Consider the following 24,337-nt stretch of genomic DNA (forward strand, 5'->3'; position numbering starts at 1 on the left):
CTGCTTTTATTTAAAATCCTATACAAATTTCCTGTAAGCTGAATAGTTACCTACAGTTTAAATATAACTTTAATTTCAGCAACGACAATTAAAACAACCAACCAATTTTCACTGTTTCTAAATTTCTTATTTTCTTTTTACAACCGTAAAATCAAAACTATCCAGATTTTGCAATACGAACTCATCATCCAACAGACAATCATTGGACAATTTAGTATTCATATAAGAAGTAAGTTTTGATGCATTATTGACAACTTCACCTATAATAATGATAGCAGGCGAAGCCAACTGATTGTCTTTCACCAATTGTTTTATAGTACTTATAGTTCCTATTGCTTTTTTCTCTGTGTTCTTTGTACCATTTTGAATAATAGCAATAGGCAAATCATCTGTTCTATTCTTTTGATATAAGGTAACAATTTCATCCAATTTATTCATACCCATCAAAATCACAACAGTCGCTGATGATTGTGAAGCCAAAGTAACATCCTTGGACAATTTATGATCGGAAGTCGTTCCTGTGATTACCCAAAAACTTTCTGCAATTTTGCGTTGTGTTAAACTTATTCCGTTGGATGCTGGTACTCCCAATGCAGATGAAATTCCTGGTACAATTGCGGTTTCAATACCAAACTGTTGTACAAAATCAATTTCTTCACTACCTCTTCCAAACACAAATGGGTCACCGCCTTTTAAACGAACTACATGTCCATACTTTTGAGCCATCGATACAATTAGATCATTAATTTGATCTTGACTGTAAGCGTGGCAACCAAAACGTTTACCAACAAAAATCACTTCAGCCTGTTTTGAATACTTTAGCAAATCTTCGTTAACCAAAGCATCATACAAAACGACATCGGCACTTTCAAGCGCTTTTATTGCTTTTAATGTAATTAACTCAACGTCACCAGGACCAGCTCCTACTATTGTTAATTTTGGTTTGTTTATTTGTTTCATAGTTACTGAATTGAGATTAAAACTAAGTAAATATACTTATTGCAAATATAAGTATTATTTACAATTTACAATCTTTTTTATTGTATAATTATAAAACACAATACTGTAAAACAAACTCTTCAGATTATTTTTCTCAAAGTTAAAACTTATCTTAAATAAATAATAAAAAACAAAAATCTAGAACTTAAACAGCTAATCAATCACTTAATTTAACTTTAATTATAGTTCATTTAAGTAAAATTCAATTATTTAAAGAAAAAATATAGTCATATTTAACTTTTCATTAAATACAAATCCACTTTCAAACTTATATATTTTTTATTTTTTTTAATAATTTAGTTAAAATAACATAATTATATATCGTTTAAAATAAATTTTCAATAATAATGAAGCCAAAAAAGCTTTTTTATTAAAATAAAATTTTTTGTTTAACAATATATTATGATATTTGACCCAACTAATCATAAAAAATCTAAACATGAAAATTAATTTCAAGTATTTTTTTGGGCTACTATTTGTGCTTTTTGTGCAAATAGCCAGTGCTCAGGAAATTAAAGTAACTGGGAAAGTTACAGACCAAGCAGGAATGCCAATTCCTGGAGCAAACGTTTTAATAAAAGGAACAAAATCGAGTGTAGAAACTGGTTTTGACGGTGAATTTAGCATTGATGCCAAAAAAGGGGACAATTTAATAGTAACTTTTATCGGAATGAGAACCACTGAAGTAGCTGCTAGTTCTACTGTAAATGTGAAAATGGCAAACGCTACCAATGAGTTAGAAACGGTACTTGTTATTGGTTATGGTACAACTAGTAAAAAAAGATCTACTGATGCCGTTGCAAAAGTAACCTCCAAGGACATTCAGCAAATTCCTGTGGCTACCGTTCAAAATGCTTTAGTTGGTAAATTAGCTGGTGTTCAAATTACCCAAACCAACGGTAAAGTTGAAGGTGGCATGCAAGTAAGAGTTCGCGGAGCAGCAAGTATTAGTGCTGGAAAAGAACCGTTATATGTATTAGACGGCATTCCATTGGTAACTACCAACGAGTCTAGTAACGGAGCTCCTACAAATCCTTTAGTGACATTAAGCCCTAATGAAATAGAATCTATTGACGTATTGAAAGATGCTTCTTCAGCTGCAATTTATGGCGCTCGTGGTGCAAACGGAGTTGTGATTATTACTACCAAAAAAGGAAAATTAGGTAAAGGAGCTTTCGCACTTAACTTTTCTCAAGGGGTTAGCTCGCCTACAAATAAAAGAGAATGGTTAAATTCCGCACAATATGTTGAACTTTTTACAGAAGCCTCAATAAATTCTAATGGAGATGCTCAAGAAGCAGAAGATACGTTTGACTACTTAGCTCAAGGTACTGATTGGAGAAATGGCGAAGTAGATTCTGACTGGCAAGATGAAGCTTTCCAAAATGGTTTAACAACAGATGCTGATTTTTCAGTTTCAGGTGCAGACGATAAAACAAAATATTTCTTTGCAGGTGCATATAATAAGACTGTAGGTATAATAACAAGCAATGAATTGCAAAGAGTTACTGCAAGAACGAATCTATCACACCAAGTTACAGACAAATTGAATTTAGGGATGAACATCGGTTTTTCAAGATCTGAAATTCAAAGAGTTCAAGATGACAGATCATTTGTTACACCTCTACAAGCGGTTGCCCAATCTCCTTTATCCCCAATTCGCTTGGCTGATGGAACAGGCAATCCAGAAACTTTGTATGACAACTTTATTTTGGCACTTGACAACTCTTTCTGGAAAACAATCATGAGAAGAGTAACTGGAAAAGTATTTGGAGAATACAAAATTATTCCTTCCTTGAAATTTACCACTGATTTTGCTTATGATTTATTATCACAGACTGAAGATAGTTGGAACGGCGCAAATTACCCGAATATGGCTACAAATGGAGAGGTATTTGCCTCTTCTGTAAATAATGAAACCTATATTTGGTCAAACTATTTTACATATGACAAAACATTTGCTGAAAAACATACCATCAATGCTGTTGCAGGTATGGAGTTTAATGAATTCAACCGAAGATATCAAGATGCAAATAGTTTATATTTCCCAAATGACAACTTTCAAACTGTTGATGGTGGTGCTGAAGTAAATGATGGTTCTGGAAGCGAAACTGATTATGCTTTTTCTTCTTTATTTGGAAGGGTTTCATACTCGTATGAGAACAAATACCTATTAAAGGCAAGTATCCGTCGTGATGGTTCATCTCGTTTTGGTGAAAACAACAGATTCGGTACATTCCCATCATTCTCTGCAGGATGGATTATGTCAGAAGAGTCATTTTTGAAAGAAAACAATATCCTTTCATTCTTGAAATTAAAAGGGAGCTGGGGACAATTAGGAAATGCTGAAATTGGAAATTTTGCTTCTCGTCAGCTTTACGGTCCAAACTCATATAATTTAAAAACAGGACTTAGCTTTACGCAAGCAGGAAACCCAAATCTTACTTGGGAAAAATCTTCTCAAGTTGATTTAGGATTCGAAGTTGGTTTCTTAAACAGATTTAGTTTAGATTTTGACTATTACAAGAAAACTACGGACGGGTTATTATTTAGCGTGCCGCTGGCTTTAAGTTCTGGAACTTCAAATATTAATAAAAACGTCGGTGTATTAGAAAGTAGTGGTTTGGAGTTTACATTTAACACCGTAAATATTGATAATGGTAAATTGAAATGGACAACTAATTTCAACATTATTACCAATGAAACTATAGTAAAAGAATTGCCAAACAACAATACAGACCTTATAGGTGCTTTTACGATCAATAGAGTGGGTGAAAATGCTTCTGCATTTTACTTGAAAGAATACGCAGGTGTTGATTCAACTAATGGAGATGCATTATATTATTTAAATACTATAAAAGCAGATGGTACATTGGATAAAACCACCACAAATAGTTATGCCGCAGCACAGCGAATTGTAACATCAAATCCTTTTCCTGAATTGATGGCTGGTTTAACCAACACTATGAACTTTAATGGATTCGATTTCTCTTTTACTTTCCAAGGCGAATGGGGAGCTAGCATTTATAACTCGGCAGGAAGATTTATGTCAGTAAATGCTTTTGATTTCGACAATCAAACGCTTGATCAAATGAATCGTTGGCAAAAACCTGGGGACATTACTAATGTACCTCAAGCTAGATTAGGTATAAATAACGGAGCTGGAGAGTCTACTCGTTTCTTACAAAAAGCAGATTTTATTCGTTTAAGAAACTTAACTTTTGGTTATTCATTACCGAAAACAACCCTGAATTCAATGGGTATGAGCAATGTACGTTTTTATATATCAGGTGTAAACCTACTTACTTTTACAGATTATGATGGTTTTGACCCTGAAGCTAGAAGAGACGATGCGGGTATCGGTGAAGAGTTTTATTCGGCTCCACCAGCAAAAACAGTTGCATTAGGTGTAAATCTTAATTTCTAAAAAAAAATCAAATGAAAACAATTAAATTCATATTATTTACAATATTCGCAGCATTTATTATAAGCTGTGACAGCCAATTAGAGTTAGATCCTAAACAAAACGAGGATGGTAGTACAACCTTAACTACTGAGAAAGGAATTACTGACGTATTAACAGGGACTTATGCTATACTTGCCGACACAGATGCATATGGAGGGAGCACGCAAATTTCAGCTGATTTACTTGCACAAACAGCATCTACTACTACTACAGAGTTTAGATGGGGGGGGACTTTTAATACATATACACAAATATATAGAAAGAGCATATTAGTAGATAATACGAAGGTACGAGATATTTGGGCATCCAACTATGAAATTATTAATGCTACTAATGTAGTAATTGAAAACATAGGTTTAGTTCAAGATCCCAATAAAGCGAAGGTAATGATTGCAGAAGCGAAATTTCTACAATCTTTGGCTTATTTTGATTTAGTTCGTTTCTTTGCAAAGCCATATGACGCTACACTTAGTGCTAACAGCCAATTGGGAGTTGTAATTAGACCTAAAGCTTTTTATGATTATACTAACACTGACCTAGCACAAGAAAGAAGCTCTGTCGATGAAGTGTATCAATTAGTGATCAATGGTTTAGAACAAGCTTATACTGATTTACCTGCTGACAATGGTTTTTATGCCAACAAATATGCCGCAAAAGCCCTATTAGCTCGCGTTTATTTACAACAGCAAAATTACCCAGCGGCTTTAAACGCAGCACAAGATGTAATTGCAAACAGCGGTGCAAAATTATCTGCTACCTATAAAGACGCTTTTAATCACGACTCTAATCAAGTTGAAGATATTTTTGCAATCCAAATTACATCTCAAACAGGAAGTAATGAACTCTTAACTCATTATGGTGGTAAAAGCGTAGGTGGTCGTGGAGGAGATATTGCTATTAGAACACCATATTTGAATAGATTTACAGATCCAAATGATGAAAGAAGAAATTTCAATTATGTAGGTAGTTCCAAAATATTAACATTAAAATACACCAATCAGTTCGCAGATGTTGCTTTTATACGTTTAGCCGAAATGCTTTTGATACGTGCCGAATGTAACTTGAGACTTAATTCATTAATAGGAGCTACTCCATTAGATGATATCAATACATTGAGGACTCGTGCTAAAGCTACTAATTTTACTTCTCTAACTTTAAATCAAATTTTGAACGAGCGATTTTTAGAGTTGGCAATGGAAGGTTTTGCTATTCATGATATCAAAAGAACCAAAGGTTCTGTAACTTCTTCTCTTCCTTGGGATTCTGATAAATTGGTATTCCCAATTCCTTTAAGAGAAACCGACAATAATAAGAAAATAACTCAAAATCCAGGATATTAAGAACTTTGTATTCTAGATTCAATTAAACCATCCGCCTCATCGGATGGTTTTTTTTTGTTCTTTTCTAAACCAAAAAATCAAAGATGAACCAAAATTCAAAAGATTTGATTGAGAAACTAAATATATTAAAGATTACAATAACTAATAATTATCCTATGCCGTTTTCTTAATGATTGGCTTTTGTCATTGCGACGAAGGAGGAATCACATTATATGTTCATGTAATACCGATTATGTATTGCTTCGCCTGTTCGCTATCGTTCGGGTCAATGTAGTCCCAAAAAAAGGACCGTTTTCATACTATATCAATATTACACCCCTTGCCATTGGACTATTTAATAAATATGTATGGTATTAGTTGTAGCTGAAATGTTTTAGCCTATTAAAAAGAAATGAACCTAAGCATCAAAATCCACTCCTTTTTAAGCAATAAAAAAGCCCAAAAACAAACTATGTTTTCAGGCTTTTTACCAATTTCAAATATTTATAATCAAACAAACTAATTACTCTATAGGCAAAACCAAATTTGCCGTTACAGCTTCTAGAACCTGAAAAGCGGTTTCTGCCATTTTATTTCCTTTGGTATCCAAAAGTGGATTTACTTCAACCACCTCAAAACAAACCACTTTTTTGGACCGAATAATTTGATTAATGATTTCAATAATCTCATATTGATCAAATCCTCTAGAAACGGGAGTTCCTGTACCGAAAGAAATTAAATCACAGTCCATAGAATCGACATCAAAAGAAACATACAAAGCATCACAATGCGATAATTTTGCCAATGCTTCATCAACACAAATCTCCAATCCTCTAAAACGTGTTTCATCAACTTTGTAATTACGGATCCCTAGTTTTTCGATTTGCCTGTCTTCTGCTTCTTCCGTATCGCGAACACCAAAATAAATCAAATTTTCTGCCAATACTTTTGGGCCATGGATACCAATGTTTTTCATTTCAATCCAATGCTCTTGAGTATCTGGAGCCACAGTATTAACTTGACAATCCAAATTATCATCTCCAAGAGCTGCCGCCAATGGCATACCATGAATATTTCCAGATGGTGTTGTATATGGCGAATGTAAATCGGCATGGGCATCAATCCAAATTACACCAACTATTTGGTCGGGGTAAGCCGCTTTTATGCCACTTATTGTCCCTAAAGCGGAGGAATGATCTCCAGATAATACAATTGGAAAATAATTATTGCTCAAGTTCTTTTTAACCGCATTACTCAATCGGGTACATTGCTCTACAACATGTTCTATTCTTTTGGCAACAGAACTTCGGTATTTATCATAAATAGATTCGTTATGTGTTTTTACATCTTCAAATTCATATTCATTAAAATACTCACTGTTTTTATTTATAGCCGCAATTTCAATGGCATCAATTCCCATATCCGATCCTCGAGTACCAGCTCCGATATCAGATCGGTTTTTTATTATTTTAATTACTTTTTGCATGAACAGATTATTAGACTATTAGATTATTAGACTATTAGATTATTAGACTATTAGATTATTAGACTATTAGATTACTTAGACTATTAGACTATTAGACTCTCAGAAGCTTAGAAGCTTAGAAGCTTAGAATCTTAGTAACTTAGAATCTTAGTAACTTAGAATCTTATCTAAAATCATTTAAAGCTCTTTCGATGATAGCCAAACACTCTTGAATTTGAGTTTCTGTAATTACTAATGGCGGTGCAAAACGTATTTTATTTCCATGTGTTGGTTTTGCCAATAATCCATAATCTCTAAAACGAAGACAGATATCCCAAGCCAAATCTGAATCTTCACCGCAATTAATTACAATGGCATTCAATAGTCCTTTTCCACGAACCAATTCGATTAATGGATTTCTTTCTGCGATTTCGTTCAATCCTTTTCTTAAAATAACACCTAATTTCTCTGCATTTTCAGATAAATTTTCTTCACGTACTACTTCAAGAGCAGCCATTGCGACTGCCGCTGCTACAGGATTTCCACCAAAAGTAGAACCGTGTTGTCCTGGTTTAATGACATTCATAATTTCATTATTGGCCAATACTGCCGAAACTGGATAAACACCTCCAGAAATTGCTTTCCCTAAAATCAAAATATCTGGTTTTACTTCAGGTCTATTTTCGCATCCTTTTTCGCAAGAACAGTTACCACAAGTAGCCAATAGTCTACCTGTACGAGCAATTCCAGTTTGAACTTCATCTGCAATAAACAAAACATTGTGAGCTTCGCAAAGCGCTTTGGCTTTTGCCAAATAACCTTCAGAAGGCACATAAACACCTGCTTCACCTTGAATAGGCTCTACCAAAAATCCAGCAATATTTTTTGAAGATTTCAGTACATTCTCCAAAGCATCGGTATCATCGTAAGGTATTTTTATAAATCCATCTGTAAAAGGACCAAAACTTTTACGAGCTCCTTCATCATTAGAAAAAGATATAATAGTAGTAGTTCTACCGTGAAAATTATTCTCACAAACAATAATTTGCGCTTGATTTTCAGGAATTCCTTTCACCTCATAAGACCACTTTCTGCACAATTTTAAAGCGGTTTCTACCGCTTCAGCTCCAGTATTCATCGGTAATATTTTGTCAAAATCAAAATAGTTTGACATATACTCCTCATAAACACCCAATTGATCATTATGAAAGGCACGTGAAGTCAATGTCAATGTTTGTGCTTGTTTCACCATCGCTCCAACAATTTTCGGATGGCAATGACCTTGATTTACAGCTGAATAAGCTGATAAAAAATCATAATATTTTTTTCCATCTACATCCCACACAAAAACACCTTCTCCTTTTTCTAAAACAACTGTTAGAGGATGGTAATTATGTGCTCCATATTTATTCTCTTTTTCAATTAAAACTTCCGATTTCGAAGAAAGTTGTTGCGCTGTATGTATCATGATTCCTTATTTATTTTAAAAACTTTACACAAAAGTAACAAAAATTTTTTATTTTGCAAATAAAAAACTAATTTTGACTTGTAATTAAATCATTTAAAGTAAATATTTTTAATATTCATTTAAAATAAAGTCATTTCAGTCAATATACAATTCATTTTACCGAATGATATTGGATATGTTTAAAAAATAATTACTTTTATAACTGTAAAAAAAAGTGATTTTAACTTAAAAAACTAGATATGGACGTATTAGATGAATTTGACATCAACATTATTAAAGAATTAGAAAAAGATGGAAGAATGGCCTTTTCGGCAATTGCGAGTAATCTTAAAATATCGAATACTATGGTGCATCAACGCATCAATAGATTAATGGAACAAGGAATTATTGTTGGCATAAAACCTGTACTAAATGAAAAAAAAATAGGATACGATTGGGGTTCTTTTACAGGAATCACTTTAAACAAAGATCAAGACTCCGATAAAGTTATTGAAGCTTTGAAAAACATTCCCGAAGTAACCGAATGTTATTACATTACTGGATCCTTTACGCTATACATAAAATTAATAGCCAAAGATCACGAGCACATGAGAAAATTACTCTATGAAAAAATAGACAATATACCAGGCATTGCCAAAACCGATTCCATAATCGAGTTAGGTTGTGCTTTTAAGCGAAACGTAACTCTATAAACCACTATAAAATGACCTCAAATCTATTCATTAAAATAACCAAAAAATTAGCATTTATTACTTCATGTTTTAGCTTATCATTTACACTTTTATCCTGCGATAGTAGTTCAAATGAAACAAGCCCAACTCCCACTCCAATACCCGTTTTTAAATTGCCATCATCAATTGGTATTGTGGGAGACACGAGCAACGTAAGTGCAATAACAAGTTTTGGAACTGTTTTAATGGGTGGGTCTACAGATGTAGATGCTGCTATGAAGTGGATGATCAACAAAAGTAAAGGCGGTGATGTCATTATTTTAAGGTCAACTGGTGGCACAGGTTACAATCAATACCTTTACGACTTGGTTAAAGTGGACGGAAAAAGCCAAGTAAATTCGGTTGAAACTTTATTAATCAACAGTACCGATTTGGCCAATAACCCAAAAGTGGCCGAAAGAATAAAACAAGCCGAAATGGTCTTCATTGCTGGAGGTGACCAATTCAATTATATTAATTTTTGGAAAAACACTTTAGTCGAAGAGGCTCTTAATTATTTAATTGCAACAAAGAAAATTCCAATCGGTGGAACAAGTGCTGGTTGTGCCATTATGGGAGACGCAGTTTATACAGCCGAAAAAGGCTCTGTAACTTCTGCCCAAGCATTAGCAAATCCTTATAATGCGGATATGACCATACAACGAGAATTTGTAAACAATCCGTATTTAAAAAACACCATTACCGATACTCATTATAACAATCCAGATAGAAAAGGAAGACACCTTACTTTTCTAGCGCGATTAGTAAAAGATTTTTCAATAACAAATCCAAAAGGAATCGGTGTTGAAGAAGAAACGGCTGTTTGTATCGATGAAAATGGTAAAGCAACTGTTTTTGGAAACGGAACCGCTTATTTTTTGCTTGCCAAAGAAGGGGCTCCTGAAAATTGCACTACTGCTACCCCATTGAATTGGATTTTAAACAACAAAGCAGTTCAAGCTTATACCATTCTCGGAAATAACACTACAGGAAATGGCAGTTTTGACTTAACCAATTGGACTACTGTTTCAGGAGGTACTTATAAAAATATGTACAGTACAAATGGCGTGCTTACTATTGAATAATTATAAATCCTTCTAAAACAAAAAAATCAGTTATGAAAACTACGCAATTAACCACAAAAACCATTTTACATTTATTTCCATTAGCACTTATATTTTTGGTTTGCAACTTCAATCAAGCCCAAACCCCAAAAGGAAAATTATTTATAATTGGTGGAGGAAATCGTTCGGATAAATTAATGAGTCAACTTCTATCCATTTCAAGTTTACAGAAAAAAGATTATATCGTTGTATTACCAATGTCAAGCGAAGAACCTGATAGTGCTTATATCTACTTCAAAGAACAGGTTCGAAAATTGACAACAAACCCAATTGTAATGCTGAACTTCAATAAACAAACAGCTACAAATCCAGTTCTGACAGACTCCTTACAAAAAGCAAAACTTATTTTTATAAGTGGCGGAGATCAAACCCGTTTTATGGGAGTGGTAAGTAATACGCCCGTTTTCAAAGCCATTCATCAAGCGTACCAAAACGGAAGCACCATTGTGGGTACAAGTGCAGGAGCGGCTGTAATGTGCGAACACATGATTACTGGAAATCAAAAATTGGAGTCCAAATACACCGAAACTTTTAATAATATAAGGTATGACAATCTAGAAACTGCCGAAGGTTTAGGTTTAATTAAAAACGTAATTATAGATCAGCATTTCCTAAAAAGAAGCCGCTACAATAGACTTCTTTCTGGACTAGTTGAATTCCCAACTCACATAGGAATAGGAATAGACGAAAGTACCGCAATAATCGTACGCAATAAAGAAATTGAAATTGCAGGCGAAAGTGAAGTAATCGTAGTTCAAAACCCAAAAGGAATTACAAAAGCACCCAGAAATAACGCTGTTGGAATAAAAGGTTTAGAAATGAGCATTTATTATGAAGGTCAAAAATTCAAAATTAAGTAACATGTATAAATATAAAATCTCCATCAAGTTTGGCATTCTGTTTTTTTGCTTTTCTTGGACTGGTTTTGCTCAAAAACCAGATACCAAAGAAATCAATAGACTTCAAAAACTAGCAGAAAATGTTACTATCATTAGAGACAATTGGGGAATTGCACACATTTATGGAAAAACGGATGCCGATGCAGTTTTCGGAATGTTATATGCGCAATGCGAAGATGATTTCAAGAGAGTCGAAATGAATTACATAGACAAACTAGGACGTCTTGCAGAAGTAAAAGGACAATCTGTTTTATATAATGACTTAGAAACTCGTTTATTAATTGATGCAAACGAAGCCAAATCCGATTATAAAAATGCGGCCCCTTGGTTAAAAAAATTATTAAACAGTTATGCAGATGGAATAAACTTTTATCTCTACAAACATCCTGAAGTAAAACCGCTGATGCTAAATCATTTTGAACCTTGGTACCCTTTACTATGGACAGACGGTAGCATTGGTGCTATTAGCACAGCAGATTTGTCAAACTCAGAATTAAAATCCTTTTATGGAGGTGAAGACAAATTTGCTTATATCGAAAAAGTAAAAGACATGCAAACAGGTTCCAACGGTTTTGCTATCGCTCCATCAAAAACAGCTAGCGGAAATGCTATTTTGTATATTAATCCACACACTACTTTTTACTTTAGACCCGAAATACAAATCAATAGCGAAGAAGGTTTGCATGTTTATGGTGCTGTAACTTGGGGACAGTTTTTTATCTACCAAGGTTTTAACGAAAATTGTGGCTGGATGCACACTTCATCAAATGTAGACGTTGCCGATATTTATGCTGAAAAAATTGTAACTAAAAACAAAAAACTTTTTTATGAATATGACACCAAATTATATCCTGTAATAGAAAAGAAAGTTTCCATTAGCTATCTAGAAAACGGCAAATTAATTCCAAAAATATTCACCACTTATTTCACCAATAATGGTCCGATAATGGCAAAAAGAGACGGTAAATGGATAAGCCTAAAGTCAAGAAACCGTTCCATGAAAAGCTTAGAGCAAAGCTGGGTACGTACAAAATCAAAAAACTTTGACGATTATAAAAAAGCAATGGAAATGAAAGCCAATGCATCAAACAATACAGTATATGCCGACAACAAAGGAAATATCGCCTATTGGCATGGGAATTTCATTCCGATACGGGACAAAAACTTAAATTGGGCAAAAGTGATGGACGGAACTTCTTCAACAACCCAATGGAAAGGACTTCATAATCCATCCGAAACAGTACACCTTTTTAATCCTCCAAATGGTTGGCTGCAAAATTGCAATTCAACACCCTTTAGCGTTGCCGGAACAAATAGTCCAAAAGAAGAAAATTACTTGCCGTATATGGCTCCCGACGGTGAAAATTTTAGAGGTGTAAATGCTGTTCGGGTTTTAAGTCAAGGTAAAGATTATACACTAGATAAAATAATTGCTGACGGTTATGATTCCAAACTTTCTATCTTTGAAGTTTTAGTTCCTGCCTTGATTGCTAGTTTCGAAAAAAACATACATCCTGAAAATCCTATTTATAATGAATTAATAGAACCTATTACTTTATTAAAAAAATGGGACTATTATGCAAATGAAAACTCAGTTGCCACAACATTGGCCAATGAATGGGCATACAAACTTGATCCAATCTTACAGAAAGTATATATTGATGAAGGAGAAAAAGATCAAGTAGAAAATACCATTCAATTTGTCAAAACTGCAACAACTGACCAAATGATTCCGCAATTTCAAACTGTGCTAAATGAATTAAAATCAAAATTTGGAACTTGGCAAATCCCTTGGGGCGAACTCAATAGATTTCAGCGATCCTCTGGAGATATTGATTTATCCTTTAATGATTCTCAGGTAAGCTTACCAATTGGTAATGGTTCAGCTCTTTGGGGTAGTTTACCCGCTTACAAAAGTGCGTATCAAAACGGAACCAAAAAGCGTTATGGATACAATGGAAACAGTTTTGTTTGTGCTGTTGAATTTGGTCCAAAAGTAAAAGCAAAATCACTTTTGGCTGGAGGAAATAGCGGTGACCCAAAATCAAAACATTTTATGGATCAAGCTGTAATGTATCAAAAAAGACAATTCAAAGACGTATTATTTTACAAAGAAGATGTTCAAAAAAATGCAGAACGCATGTATCATCCAGGAGAATAAATAAAAGAGAATAGCTATGGCCTAAAAAACAAATTGCTTTTCAAATTATTTTGCCACAGATTTAAAGGATTAAAAAGATTTTATCTGAGATATGTGAAAAAAAATCTGTGCTAATCTGTGTAATCTGTGGCCAAAAAAAACACATTCATTTATTAGACTAAAGCCGCGATAATCAATAATGTAGTTTACAATTTATCTTAAAACCCAACCTCCAAAGTAATTACTTTGGAGGTTTTTTTATCTCATTATTATTCAGATATTTGTAAAAACTAAAGCTATGAAATCGCCATGGCAACAGTTGTCGCAAAAACCAATGAAGATCTGGCGATACCATATTCAATTAAAAAACAAATATTATCTACATATGAAAAATTTAAATTTTTTATTATACGGAACGTTAATGATTACTATTCAGACTTTTGCGCAATTAAAGCCAGTTCAATACAAAGATGAAAATCAAATTCTAAATGGTTTTAAGATTGTTCCGGTAAAAAAGAGCATTGAAAAACCAGGAATTTTAATTTTACCTGCTTGGAAAGGAATAGACAAACTCTCTAAAGATACTGCAGATAAACTCTCTAAATTAGGCTATTATGCCTTTATTGCAGATATTTATGGCGAAGGAAATTATCCAAAAGACAACAATGAAGCTGGTAATAATGCTGGTTATTATAAAAAAAATGTTGAAGCCTACCAAAAAAGAATATCATTGGCTTTAAAACAATTAATTCTTGCTGGTGCCAATCCAAATAATATAGTTGTTATAGGGTATTGTTTTGGTGGAACCGGAGCGCTAGAAGCAGCTCGTGGCCATCTTAATATAAAAGGTGTCGTATCCTTTCACGGAGGCTTAGCCAAAGATGAGTTCCGTACTACAGATCCAATAACAGCAAAAATCCTTGTATGTCATGGCGCTGATGATCCGTATGTATCTACAGAAGAAATTTTAAATTTTCAAAAAGAAATGCGAGATTCAAAAGCCGATTGGCAAATGATTTATTATGCCAACGCTGTTCATTCTTTTACCAATCCTGAATCTGGTACTGACAATTCAAAAGGAGCAGCTTACAATGAGAAAGCGGCCAAACTTTCTTTTGAACATTTCAAACTATTTTTAAATGAAGTATTGAAAAAATAACAAGTTAATACCAAATTCATTTTATTCAAAAAAAATCATATAAAGTGTAACATCTAAACAGTTTATGGCACTTATAAATTTTAAACCAATTCAAAACTATAAATGAAAAAAGCCCTAATCTTAATCATTGTTTTTACAACACTATCTTGTTTTGCCCAAAAAAAGACAACCAAAAAAGACGATCTTACAAAATTCATGAACTCTATTACAGCAGAGAGTCTAAAAACAAAACTCACTATTGTAGCTTCCGATGAGATGGAAGGACGCGATACAGGATCTAAAGGGCAAAAAAAAGCTGGAAATTACTTAATCTCACAATACGAAAAAAGTAAGATATCATTTCCAAAAGGAGCAAACAGTTATTACCAATCCGTTCCTGCATCCTATTTAAATGCAAAATACAACGAAAACCTTCCAGATTCTGAAAACATCTGGGCTTATATTGAAGGTTCTGAAAAGCCTGACGAAGTCTTAGTTATTTCTGCACATTATGATCATGTAGGAATAAAAAACGGAGACATATACAATGGAGCAGATGATGACGGATCAGGTACAGTAGCTGTTCTGCAAATTGCCGAAGCATTTCAAAAAGCAAAAAAAGCAGGTAATGGTCCAAAACGCTCTATTTTATTTCTACATGTAACAGGAGAAGAACATGGCTTACATGGTTCAAGATTCTATTCTGAAAATCCTTTGTTTCCTATTGCCAATACCATTGCTGATATTAATATTGATATGATTGGCCGTCGCGATGTCGAGCATGAAAAAACCAACAATTACGTGTATGTAATTGGAGCAGATAGATTGTCAACCGATTTACATAATATCACCATTGCACAAAACAAAAAATACACGAAGATTGATTTGGATTTCAAATTTAATGATCCAAAAGACCCAAACCATTTCTACGAGCGTTCGGATCATTATAACTTTGCTAAAAATGGTATTCCAGCTGTTTTTCTATTCAATGGAGTACATGCCGATTACCATAAAAAAACAGACGAAGTAGACAAAATTGAATTTGATGCATTAGCCAAAAGAACACAACTTGCTTTTGCAATTGCATGGGATTTGGTCAACAGGCCTGACAGAATTGTAGTAGACAAACCGATTCAATAAAAGTGGTCACTAAACAGTATTTATAAAAAAAAGAGTTTTGAAACTATTCAAAGCTCTTTTTTCATTAAATTACAGGCTCAAATCCTTAAAGGATAACTGAGTAAAATAAGAGTTCCATTAAATATTATTCATAATACAATGATACATCTTTACAACCTAATAAATAAATACCAAACAATTCGTCTAATTTAATCCATAAAATAGAAAAATTTTCAATTGAAGATGATGACAGAAAAGCAAATTTTAAATCCACCTCAAATCAACAAATACATATTCGAGCATTTCTTCGAATTATCAGCTGATTTGTTATGTATTGCAGGCTTTGATGGTTTTTTTGTAAAAATAAATCCTGCTGTATCTAATTTATTGGGATATACAAATGAAGAATTATTTTCAAAACCTATTAATGAATTTGTTCATATAGATGACCGACAATATACAACTAAAGTTAGAAATGAACTTCTCAACAACAAACCGCTATTGAATTTTGAAAATCGATATGTAACAAAAAGTGGTGACATTGTATGGCTTTCATGGACATCAATGCCAATAGCAGGTGAAAAATTAGTTTATGCAGTGGCAAAAAATATTACTCACAACAAAAAACTGGAACAGGAAAGAAACATTCTCCTTTCAAAAGTCACAAAAATCAATAAAGAAATTAAAAAGTTAAGCTACAGTAATTCTCACGATTTAAGATCACCAGTAAACAATATGCTTTCAATTTTTGAACTTTTAGATTTATCAAAAATTGAAGATCAAGAAACACTTGAATTTATCGAAATGCTAAAATCAACTAGCGAAAATCTAAAACAAACTTTAAACGACTATGTAGATAGTTTAATTCATGAAGACAATATAGTTACTAAAATAGAAGAATTGGACTTTAATGAATCTTTAAATACAGTTATAAATTCAATAAGCTCTTTAATTCATAATTCAAACACATCCTTTTCTGTTGATTTTAGTGAACTTGAAAAAATAAATTTTAACAAAGAATTCCTAGAAAGTATATTTCTAAATTTAATAACAAATTCAATTAAATACTCCAAACCAGGGCAATCACCAATCATATCGATATTTTCCAAAAAAAGAAATGATGGGGATCAATTAATTTTTTCAGACAAAGGCATAGGATTTGATATGGAACAGGTAAAAGACAAAATATTTGGTTTGCACCAAAAATTTAGTAATCACATTGACAGTAAAGGAATCGGATTATATTTAATAAACAATCACATTACTAGTTTGGGAGGAAAAATTGAAGTAGAAAGTAAAATTAATGAAGGTGCAAAATTCATAATATCCTTTAAAAAAGAATTGGATCAGTAAAACTACAGTAAGAAACTTTACTCCATAAAAATTAGTATTGAGTAACCAAATGTTTATGAAAACAGTTTAGATTATTGCATTGACCAACAACTTAAAACATAAATATTCAAATCTAAAAACAAAAAACTGTCCAGAAAAAATATTTTTTTTGGGCAGTTTTTTTTACAATTAATACTTTAATCCAAATTCAGCATTAGAAATCTACCGCAGCTGAATTCTACTTCAAAACCAAGAGCGTACTCCTATTTTCAAATTCAAAATTTAAAAAAATACATTACTCTTCATCATTAGAACAACTGCCCAAATAATCACCATGGGCAAGATGTGCTGGCACTGCATTTGCGCTAACTACTATTTCATGTGCGTTACCTGGATTTCCTGGAGGAATATGACAGATAGTGACCTTATCGTTTGAAGAATTATCTTTCTTGTCATAAGAAGTAAACATAAACAAAAACACCATTGCACCCAATACCTTTCCGATCATTAATAAATACCTTTTCATAACTAACTGATTTAACGATTAATACATCGCAAAGTTATATATATTTCTTAATATCGTAAAAAACTTAACAACATAATTGATTATATGTACTATTTTCCCGTTCAAATACAAAAAAGATATTTATTTGTGTTTTTCGAAATTATAAATAAATATTTTATATATCAATTTCTAAAAAAGAAGTTTATTTTATTTCTAATTTTAATTTTTAGGAGTCTAAGAAATTCGTCTCTATTCTAAAATCGTAGTGCTGTTACTTTTATTTAAAATAACAATCAAACTTTGTTCCACAAAAAAAGCCTTGAATTTCTTCAAGGCTTATTATTTCTGGGTGGGAGACGGGGCTCGAACCCGCGACCCTCGGTACCACAAACCGATGCTCTAACCAACTGAGCTACAACCACCATTTGCGCTTAGCGGTTGCAAAGATAGAACAAATGTTCACTTCTACAAACAAAATATTAAAAAAAAATCAATAATTTTACTTCAAATCACCTAAACTATTGACTACCATATACCTTTCAACTGTAAATCCTTCAGCAAATTCTACACCCGTTAATCTTCCTAAATCTCTAGAACGGTAATTCAAGCTTTCCAAGAAGTTTTTGCTCGATATTGGTGACTCGGGTTCATTAGAAGTTGGATCGTAAAACTGAGAACGATACGCCAAAATAGATTCAATTTTAGTTTCTGTAAACCCTGTAATATCGACAACAAAATCTGGAACAATATTTTTCCATTGTATATAATGATACACTACTTTCGGTCTCCATGGTTTTTGTATTTCCTCATCAAGAATCGTTTCAATTTTTAATAACCCTGATAAAAAACAGGCGTCTGAGACCAAATTACTTCCTTTAGCATGATCTATGTGTCGGTCTTCAATTGCATTGCATAATACGATCTCTGGTTGGTATTTTCGAATCATTTTAATAACCTCTAATTGGTGCTTCTCATCATTTACAAAAAAACCATCACGCATATTCAAATTCTCTCGAACAGAAACTCCCAATATTTTTGCAGCAGCATTGGCTTCTTGATCTCGAATTGCAGCAGAACCTCGTGTTCCGAGTTCTCCATGTGTCAAATCGATTATTCCAACTGTTTTTCCCAACGATATTTCTTTTAAAATCGTTCCTGAACATCCTAATTCAACATCATCCGGATGAGCCCCAAATGCAAGTATATCTAATTTCATTTATTTTCTGTTTTCTGTTTTCTGTTATCTTTTCTCTTAAATCAAAACCTTCTTCATTGTCATAGATTTATTTACACTTTCCTCCCACTCTTTTTCAGGAATACTGTCTTTTGTAATTCCACATCCCATATACAAATTTGCTTGTGCCGAATCAAAATCTTCGTCTATACTCATGCAACGCAAATTCACGAATAAATCTGAACTCCTTTTATCTGTTGCGGAACTTGTGTTCAATTCACCCAAAAAACCCGTGTAAAAAGTTCTATCGTAATCTTCATTTTCTACTATAAAATCTTTTGATTCTTGCTTTGGCAAACCACAAACTGCTGGAGTTGGATGCAATAACCGAATCACTTCTTCCAAATTGGTTGTTGAATTCAATTGTCCCGAAATATCTGTTTTAATGTGCCAAATACTGCCCGCCTTAACACTATGAGGTTTTGAAACCAACAAATCATCAGACACTTTATTCAACTCCGAAACTATATAATCCGTTACAAATTGCTGTTCTTCTTTTTCCTTATCATGCCATTTAACCTCTTCTGTATCAGTGTTTTTTTGTGTGCCAGCTAAAGCCATTGTTTTAAAAATGCCACCATCAACTTTAACTAATTGTTCTGGTGTTGCACCTATCCACAACCCAACTTTTGGATGAAAAAAGCAATATACAAATGCAACAGGATACAATTGAACCAATTTTTTAAAAGTAATAATTAAATCAAATTCAGTTAAGGTAACAGTCTCCTTTCGAGACAAAACTACTTTTTTAAATTGCTTCTTTTCAATAGCTTGAATTCCATTTTTGACTAATGTTTCAAAAAAAACTTTTGATTCACTATTAGGAACTGAAATCTCCATTTCAGTTTCACTTTTGATTTCCTTCTCAATAACAAAGTGTATGGTATCTGAATCCTTTTCTGGAATATAATACTTTTGATTTCCATCAAATGAGGCAAAAACAAAACCTCTTTCACTAAAATCAACAACAGTATACAAAACATCATTGGATTGCAATAAACCAATCACACTATCTGAATTAGGTTTACAATACAACACAAAAGGCAGATTATCTTCTTTTTGTTTTTTAATCTTCGTATAAAAATCAATCATTTTACTTTTCTTCTTTTGTCAAAACCATATTGGTCAATTTACAAAGTGAAATTAAATTTCCAGCTTCATCCGTAATTTTTATTTCCCAAAGATGAAGACTTCTTCCTTTATGAATAATTCGAGCAGTACCAAAAACAATTCCCTCTCGAATACTTTTTAAATGATTGGCTGAAATCTCTATACCACGCACTTCTTGGTTTTTTGCATTTATAAAAAAATGCGAAGCGGCACTACCTACACTTTCTGCCAAAGCTACTGAAGCCCCTCCATGCAATAACCCCATTGGCTGATGAACTGATGAATTTACCGGCATTTTGGCAACCAAAAATCCTTCTCCAGCATCAATATACTCAATATTTAAAGTTTCCATCAGCGTATTTTTGGAAAATTGATTGCAATATTCGAGCATTTTATCTTTATCTACTACCATAAAATTAATTTTATTGACTGTAAAAATAAGATATAATGATAATACCTGATATAAAAAACACAAAACTTAATGGTCTTAATGCAACCTTTGTCAAAGTTTTAAACTTTGACAAAGGTCTCACTATATAACAGCTCCTACCAAAACCAATGGAACTCCTATCAAAAACAAATGAGAGACCTTCAAAATCGAGATGTATTCCTTAATATTATATTCGTGCTCTATTCAGAAAAAAGCTGCTCATCTCACAATCGCAAACGTTACCTTTAAAACCAAAGGATTATTTCCTATTTTTACAAAAAAAACAAAATGCGTAACTTTTCTTTGCTTTTTATATTTGGTACTGTCCTCACTTTCTGTTCGTGTCGATCTGATTTTGAAACCATACCAAGCACCGGAAATTTAACGTTTTCCAAAGACACGGTATATTTAGACACCGTTTTTACTAATTTAAGTTCAAGCACTTACACCTTAAAAGTTTATAATCATTCCAAAGACGACATCAACATACCTATAATTAAATTCAAAAATGGATTAAGCTCAAAATACAGAATGACTGTAGATGGAGCTCAAGGAAATCAAGGAAAAATGTTCGAAAATATTACATTGTTGGCCAAAGACAGTATGTACATTTTTATCGAGACTACTGTTCAAAGTGACACTACAACACCAACAGAATTTTTATATACAGACCAAATTGAATTTGATAGTGGTGCCAATCTTCAAAAAGTAGAATTGGTAACGCTTGTACAAGATGCTATTCTTTTATATCCGAATCGCAATGCAGATGGAACCATTGAAACGCTGCCAATTGGAAACCAAAAAATTGATGGTTTTTATTTAGACAAAAATGATCCTATTCATGGCAATGAACTCCTCTTTAACAACAAAAAAGCCTACGTCATTTATGGTTATGCTGCAGTTCCAGAAGGAGAAATCGTAACTTTTGAATCTGGAGCAAGAGTCTATTTTCATGCCAATTCTGGGCTTATTGTATCCAAAAATAGCGCTATAAATGTAAATGGTACTGCTTCTACTACAGACAAATTAGAAAATGAAGTAATTTTTAGTAGTGATCGATTACAGCCCGATTTTGCATATATTCCAGGACAATGGGGAACAATATGGCTACAGAATGGAAGTACAAACAATAAAATTCAAAACCTTACTTTAAAAAATGCCACAGTTGGAGTATTGATTGATGGAAACAATGGATCAACAGTAAGTATTAAAAACACTCAAATTTATAATTGTACGAATTATGGAATTCAAGCCAAAAATGCAAAGGTAGAAGGAGAAAACATAGTAATCAACTATACAGGACAAGCTAGTTTGGCGTGCACGTATGGTGGAAATTACAAATTCACACATTGCACCTTCAATAACAATTGGTCAAGCCCAGGACAGTTGGCACTTTTGGTAAGTAATTTCAATCTTGATGCCACACCAGAAGCAAAAGATCTTACCAAAGCCACTTTTAATAATTGCATCATTTATGGTTCATACTCTAATGAGATGTTTCTGAATAAAAAAACAGGAGCGTCTTTCGTTTACCAATTCAATAATTGCTTGATTAAGTCCAATAAGGAAAAAGATCCCGATTATCAATTTGACACTGACCCAGCTCACTACAACGCAATTATCCTAAATAAAGATCCTAAATTCTTCAATCCTAATATTAATAATTTCAATATTGACGAAACCTCTTCTGCATTCGCAAAAGGAAATTCGACTTATTTAATTCCACTTGATATTTTTGGCATTCTAAGAACTTCGCCTCCCGATTTAGGTGCTTACCAAAGCAAACCTTTTCCAAAAACAAAATAGGTTAAAACCAACTAGAGAAGATAAATCGTAATAATCTTATTTTAATATATCAGAAAAAACATAATTATATTACCTTTTCTTAACTTCTTAGAATACAAAAAAGTATATTTTTGTTTTGAATTTAAAATACCGCTCTGATAATCAGACTTGTATTTTATATAAAACTGCAAATAACCTAATTTTTGAATTATGAGAAAAATTTACTCTTTATTATTTTTACTAACCTTTACTATTGGAATCGCACAGATACCGAGTAGTTATTACTCAACAGCAACTGGGTCAGGATATACCTTAAAAACGCAACTCTACAATATTGTAAAAGGGCATACTGATAATGGTTATGCGGGTTTATATACTATTTATCAAAGTTCTGACATTGATAATTTTTATGAAAATGACGGAACAATTTTAGACATGTATTCCGAAAAACCATCAGGAACAGATCCTTACAATTATACTTCTGGTTCTACACAAAGATGCGGAACATATTCCGTTGAAGGAGATTGCTACAATAGAGAGCACATCATACCTCAATCCTCTTTTAATTCGGCTGCTCCAATGGTATCTGATGCCCATTTTATTACACCAACAGACGGAAAAGTAAACGGTATTCGGTCAAACTATCCCCATGGAACAGTTGCAACCGCAAGTACAACAACGCTCAATGGCAGCAAACTGGGTACTAGTTCTGTTTCAGGTTATACAGGAACTGTATTTGAACCCATAAATGATTTCAAAGGTGACATTGCCCGAATGTATTTCTACTTTGCGACACGATATGAAAATACAGTTTCAACTTATTCATTTCCTATGTTTGATGGTTCAAGCAACAAAGTGTTCTCCACTGCATTTCTAAATATACTATTGACTTGGAACGCACAAGACCCAGTAAGTGCAAGAGAAATTGCTAGAAACAATGCCATTTATGCAAAACAAAACAACAGAAACCCTTTTATTGATCACCCTGAATACGTACAAGCCATTTGGGGTTCTACTTCTGGAGATACACAAGCACCAACCGCACCAACAAATTTCGCGGTAACAACCAAAACAGCAACTTCCGTTTCATTAAGCTGGACTACTTCTACAGATAATATTGGGGTTACCGGTTATAATGTTTATATGAATAACACTTTAAAAACAACAGTTACTACATTAACCGCTACCATTACTGGGCTGACAGCCTCAACAGCATATTCATTTTATGTAAATGCAAAAGATGCCGCAGGAAATACCTCTGCATCCAGTAATACTGTATCAGCAACAACAAATAGTAGCGGAGGAACTGCCACAGAATTACTTTTCTCCGAATATATAGAAGGGTCGTCTAACAATAAAGCTTTAGAAATCGCAAATAATACTGGAGCCTCTGTTAATTTATCTGTTTATTCTGTTAAAAAACAAACCAATGGAGCTGGAGCTTGGAGTACAGGTTTAACTTTATCTGGCACATTAAACAGTGGAAGTAAATTTACTCTTGTAAACAGTTCTATTGCTTCAGCTTGTTATAACAAAGCCATAGCCAACATTTCGACAGCATCAACCGAATTAACTTTTAATGGAAACGATGCCTTAGGTTTATTCAAAAATGGAGTACTTATCGACGTTATTGGAACTTTCAACGGAGGAACATCAAACTTTGCAGCCGATGTTACTTTGAGAAGAAAATCAACTGTCACTTCACCTAGCACTACATTTAATTTATCTACACAATGGGATTCATTTACCACAGATACTTGCACTAATCTTGGCAGTAAAACGAGCACAAAAGAAATAAAAGAAGAAGCTGTTATAGAACCAGATGGTATTTCTTTGTTTCCAAATCCTTCAAATGGTGATTTTACCATTTATTATAACAATACGAATAAACCTTTCGCTATCGAGATATTTTCAATGTTAGGTAATACTATATATTCAAAAGAAAATAATCTGCAATCTACTGTAGCAATAAGCATTCTTTCAAAAGGAATTTATTTGGTTAAAATAACAGATGATTCAAAAATAATTTACAAAAAGATAATAATCAACTAATTAAAAATTTAGTGCCATTTAAAAAAGCGACTTAATTGTCGC

Annotated in this window: 18 protein-coding genes and 1 tRNA gene; 11 read left to right on the forward strand and 8 right to left on the reverse strand. The window is 33.0% G+C overall.

All coding sequences use genetic code 11. The annotated features are described in order from the left end of the window. Positions 1–126 precede the first annotated feature (126 nt). Positions 127–960: a uroporphyrinogen-III C-methyltransferase gene (gene cobA, locus AC8GF4_RS00085; protein WP_506591541.1), complete on the reverse strand. Its 834-nt coding sequence runs from the start codon at positions 958–960 to the stop codon at positions 127–129. A gap of 478 nt (positions 961–1,438) precedes the next feature. Here cobA and AC8GF4_RS00090 point away from each other — a divergent pair, with 478 nt between their 5' ends. Both AC8GF4_RS00090 and AC8GF4_RS00095 read left to right on the forward strand, forming a co-directional pair. Next, a complete protein-coding gene (locus AC8GF4_RS00090; RefSeq protein WP_506591543.1) occupies positions 1,439–4,426 on the forward strand; it encodes a SusC/RagA family TonB-linked outer membrane protein in 2,988 nt (995 codons plus the stop codon). A gap of 11 nt (positions 4,427–4,437) precedes the next feature. Next, positions 4,438–5,805, forward strand: a complete 1,368-nt coding sequence (locus tag AC8GF4_RS00095; protein WP_506591545.1) for a RagB/SusD family nutrient uptake outer membrane protein — start codon at positions 4,438–4,440, stop codon at positions 5,803–5,805. 502 nt (positions 5,806–6,307) lie between these two features. Here AC8GF4_RS00095 and AC8GF4_RS00100 read toward each other — a convergent pair. Both AC8GF4_RS00100 and rocD read right to left on the reverse strand, forming a co-directional pair. Then, positions 6,308–7,270: an arginase gene (locus AC8GF4_RS00100; RefSeq protein WP_506591547.1), complete on the reverse strand. Its 963-nt coding sequence runs from the start codon at positions 7,268–7,270 to the stop codon at positions 6,308–6,310. Positions 7,271–7,433: 163 nt separating this feature from the next. After that, entirely contained in the window at positions 7,434–8,717 is a 1,284-nt protein-coding gene (gene rocD / locus AC8GF4_RS00105; RefSeq protein WP_506591549.1) for an ornithine--oxo-acid transaminase, read from the reverse strand. A gap of 239 nt (positions 8,718–8,956) precedes the next feature. Here rocD and AC8GF4_RS00110 point away from each other — a divergent pair, with 239 nt between their 5' ends. The 7 genes from AC8GF4_RS00110 (at position 8,957) to AC8GF4_RS00140 (ending at position 17,200) form a co-directional block, all read left to right on the forward strand. Continuing rightward, positions 8,957–9,409 (forward strand): Lrp/AsnC family transcriptional regulator, encoded by a 453-nt coding sequence (locus AC8GF4_RS00110; RefSeq protein ID WP_506591551.1) that lies wholly within the window; start codon positions 8,957–8,959, stop codon positions 9,407–9,409. A gap of 11 nt (positions 9,410–9,420) precedes the next feature. Further along, positions 9,421–10,512, forward strand: coding sequence for a cyanophycinase (locus AC8GF4_RS00115; RefSeq protein WP_506591553.1), 1,092 nt, complete (start codon positions 9,421–9,423; stop codon positions 10,510–10,512). A gap of 32 nt (positions 10,513–10,544) precedes the next feature. Beyond that, positions 10,545–11,411 (forward strand): cyanophycinase, encoded by an 867-nt coding sequence (locus AC8GF4_RS00120; protein WP_506591555.1) that lies wholly within the window; start codon positions 10,545–10,547, stop codon positions 11,409–11,411. Position 11,412: 1 nt separating this feature from the next. Further along, positions 11,413–13,611: a penicillin acylase family protein gene (locus tag AC8GF4_RS00125; protein ID WP_506591557.1), complete on the forward strand. Its 2,199-nt coding sequence runs from the start codon at positions 11,413–11,415 to the stop codon at positions 13,609–13,611. Between the two features lie 364 nt (positions 13,612–13,975). Continuing rightward, entirely contained in the window at positions 13,976–14,749 is a 774-nt protein-coding gene (locus tag AC8GF4_RS00130) for a dienelactone hydrolase family protein (protein WP_506591559.1), read from the forward strand. Between the two features lie 102 nt (positions 14,750–14,851). Then, positions 14,852–15,868 (forward strand): M28 family metallopeptidase, encoded by a 1,017-nt coding sequence (locus tag AC8GF4_RS00135; protein WP_506591561.1) that lies wholly within the window; start codon positions 14,852–14,854, stop codon positions 15,866–15,868. 222 nt (positions 15,869–16,090) lie between these two features. After that, positions 16,091–17,200, forward strand: coding sequence for a PAS domain-containing sensor histidine kinase (locus AC8GF4_RS00140; protein ID WP_506591563.1), 1,110 nt, complete (start codon positions 16,091–16,093; stop codon positions 17,198–17,200). 274 nt (positions 17,201–17,474) lie between these two features. Here AC8GF4_RS00140 and AC8GF4_RS00145 read toward each other — a convergent pair whose 3' ends face one another. The 5 genes from AC8GF4_RS00145 to AC8GF4_RS00165 all read right to left on the reverse strand — a co-directional run bounded on the left by AC8GF4_RS00145 (position 17,475) and on the right by AC8GF4_RS00165 (position 20,440). Continuing rightward, entirely contained in the window at positions 17,475–17,705 is a 231-nt protein-coding gene (locus tag AC8GF4_RS00145) for a hypothetical protein (RefSeq protein WP_506591565.1), read from the reverse strand. A 326-nt stretch (positions 17,706–18,031) separates the two neighbouring features. Continuing rightward, a tRNA-His gene (locus tag AC8GF4_RS00150) sits at positions 18,032–18,107 on the reverse strand. 76 nt (positions 18,108–18,183) lie between these two features. Further along, entirely contained in the window at positions 18,184–18,900 is a 717-nt protein-coding gene (gene bshB1, locus AC8GF4_RS00155; RefSeq protein WP_506591567.1) for a bacillithiol biosynthesis deacetylase BshB1, read from the reverse strand. Positions 18,901–18,936: 36 nt separating this feature from the next. Continuing rightward, a complete protein-coding gene (locus tag AC8GF4_RS00160; RefSeq protein WP_506591569.1) occupies positions 18,937–20,010 on the reverse strand; it encodes a chorismate-binding protein in 1,074 nt (357 codons plus the stop codon). A gap of 1 nt (position 20,011) precedes the next feature. After that, entirely contained in the window at positions 20,012–20,440 is a 429-nt protein-coding gene (locus tag AC8GF4_RS00165) for a PaaI family thioesterase (RefSeq protein ID WP_506591571.1), read from the reverse strand. Between the two features lie 306 nt (positions 20,441–20,746). Between AC8GF4_RS00165 and AC8GF4_RS00170 the strand changes: the two genes are divergently transcribed. Then, complete coding sequence (locus AC8GF4_RS00170; RefSeq protein ID WP_506591573.1) at positions 20,747–22,264, forward strand: right-handed parallel beta-helix repeat-containing protein; 1,518 nt, start codon at positions 20,747–20,749, stop codon at positions 22,262–22,264. Positions 22,265–22,453: 189 nt separating this feature from the next. Beyond that, the gene (locus AC8GF4_RS00175) at positions 22,454–24,295 is read left to right on the forward strand and encodes an endonuclease (protein ID WP_506591575.1); all 1,842 of its coding nucleotides are present in this window, start codon (positions 22,454–22,456) and stop codon (positions 24,293–24,295) included. Positions 24,296–24,337: the final 42 nt, after the last annotated feature.

It is taken from the genome of Flavobacterium rarum (SeqCode) (genome assembly GCF_965234445.1).
Classification (GTDB): domain Bacteria; phylum Bacteroidota; class Bacteroidia; order Flavobacteriales; family Flavobacteriaceae; genus Flavobacterium; species Flavobacterium rarum.

Bases quoted from the DNA above. Each gene is read 5' to 3' on its own strand.
- AC8GF4_RS00110 (WP_506591551.1), top strand. From the start codon at position 8,957: ATGGACGTATTAGATGAATTTGACATCAACATTATTAAAGAATTAGAA.
- AC8GF4_RS00165 (WP_506591571.1), bottom strand. From the start codon at position 20,440: ATGGTAGTAGATAAAGATAAAATGCTCGAATATTGCAATCAATTTTCC.
- cobA (WP_506591541.1), bottom strand. From the start codon at position 960: ATGAAACAAATAAACAAACCAAAATTAACAATAGTAGGAGCTGGTCCT.
- AC8GF4_RS00095 (WP_506591545.1), top strand. From the start codon at position 4,438: ATGAAAACAATTAAATTCATATTATTTACAATATTCGCAGCATTTATT.
- AC8GF4_RS00170 (WP_506591573.1), top strand. From the start codon at position 20,747: ATGCGTAACTTTTCTTTGCTTTTTATATTTGGTACTGTCCTCACTTTC.
- AC8GF4_RS00120 (WP_506591555.1), top strand. From the start codon at position 10,545: ATGAAAACTACGCAATTAACCACAAAAACCATTTTACATTTATTTCCA.
- AC8GF4_RS00160 (WP_506591569.1), bottom strand. From the start codon at position 20,010: ATGATTGATTTTTATACGAAGATTAAAAAACAAAAAGAAGATAATCTG.
- AC8GF4_RS00125 (WP_506591557.1), top strand. From the start codon at position 11,413: ATGTATAAATATAAAATCTCCATCAAGTTTGGCATTCTGTTTTTTTGC.
- AC8GF4_RS00175 (WP_506591575.1), top strand. From the start codon at position 22,454: ATGAGAAAAATTTACTCTTTATTATTTTTACTAACCTTTACTATTGGA.
- bshB1 (WP_506591567.1), bottom strand. From the start codon at position 18,900: ATGAAATTAGATATACTTGCATTTGGGGCTCATCCGGATGATGTTGAA.
- AC8GF4_RS00100 (WP_506591547.1), bottom strand. From the start codon at position 7,270: ATGCAAAAAGTAATTAAAATAATAAAAAACCGATCTGATATCGGAGCT.
- AC8GF4_RS00090 (WP_506591543.1), top strand. From the start codon at position 1,439: ATGAAAATTAATTTCAAGTATTTTTTTGGGCTACTATTTGTGCTTTTT.
- AC8GF4_RS00135 (WP_506591561.1), top strand. From the start codon at position 14,852: ATGAAAAAAGCCCTAATCTTAATCATTGTTTTTACAACACTATCTTGT.
- AC8GF4_RS00145 (WP_506591565.1), bottom strand. From the start codon at position 17,705: ATGAAAAGGTATTTATTAATGATCGGAAAGGTATTGGGTGCAATGGTG.
- AC8GF4_RS00140 (WP_506591563.1), top strand. From the start codon at position 16,091: ATGATGACAGAAAAGCAAATTTTAAATCCACCTCAAATCAACAAATAC.
- AC8GF4_RS00115 (WP_506591553.1), top strand. From the start codon at position 9,421: ATGACCTCAAATCTATTCATTAAAATAACCAAAAAATTAGCATTTATT.
- rocD (WP_506591549.1), bottom strand. From the start codon at position 8,717: ATGATACATACAGCGCAACAACTTTCTTCGAAATCGGAAGTTTTAATT.
- AC8GF4_RS00130 (WP_506591559.1), top strand. From the start codon at position 13,976: ATGAAAAATTTAAATTTTTTATTATACGGAACGTTAATGATTACTATT.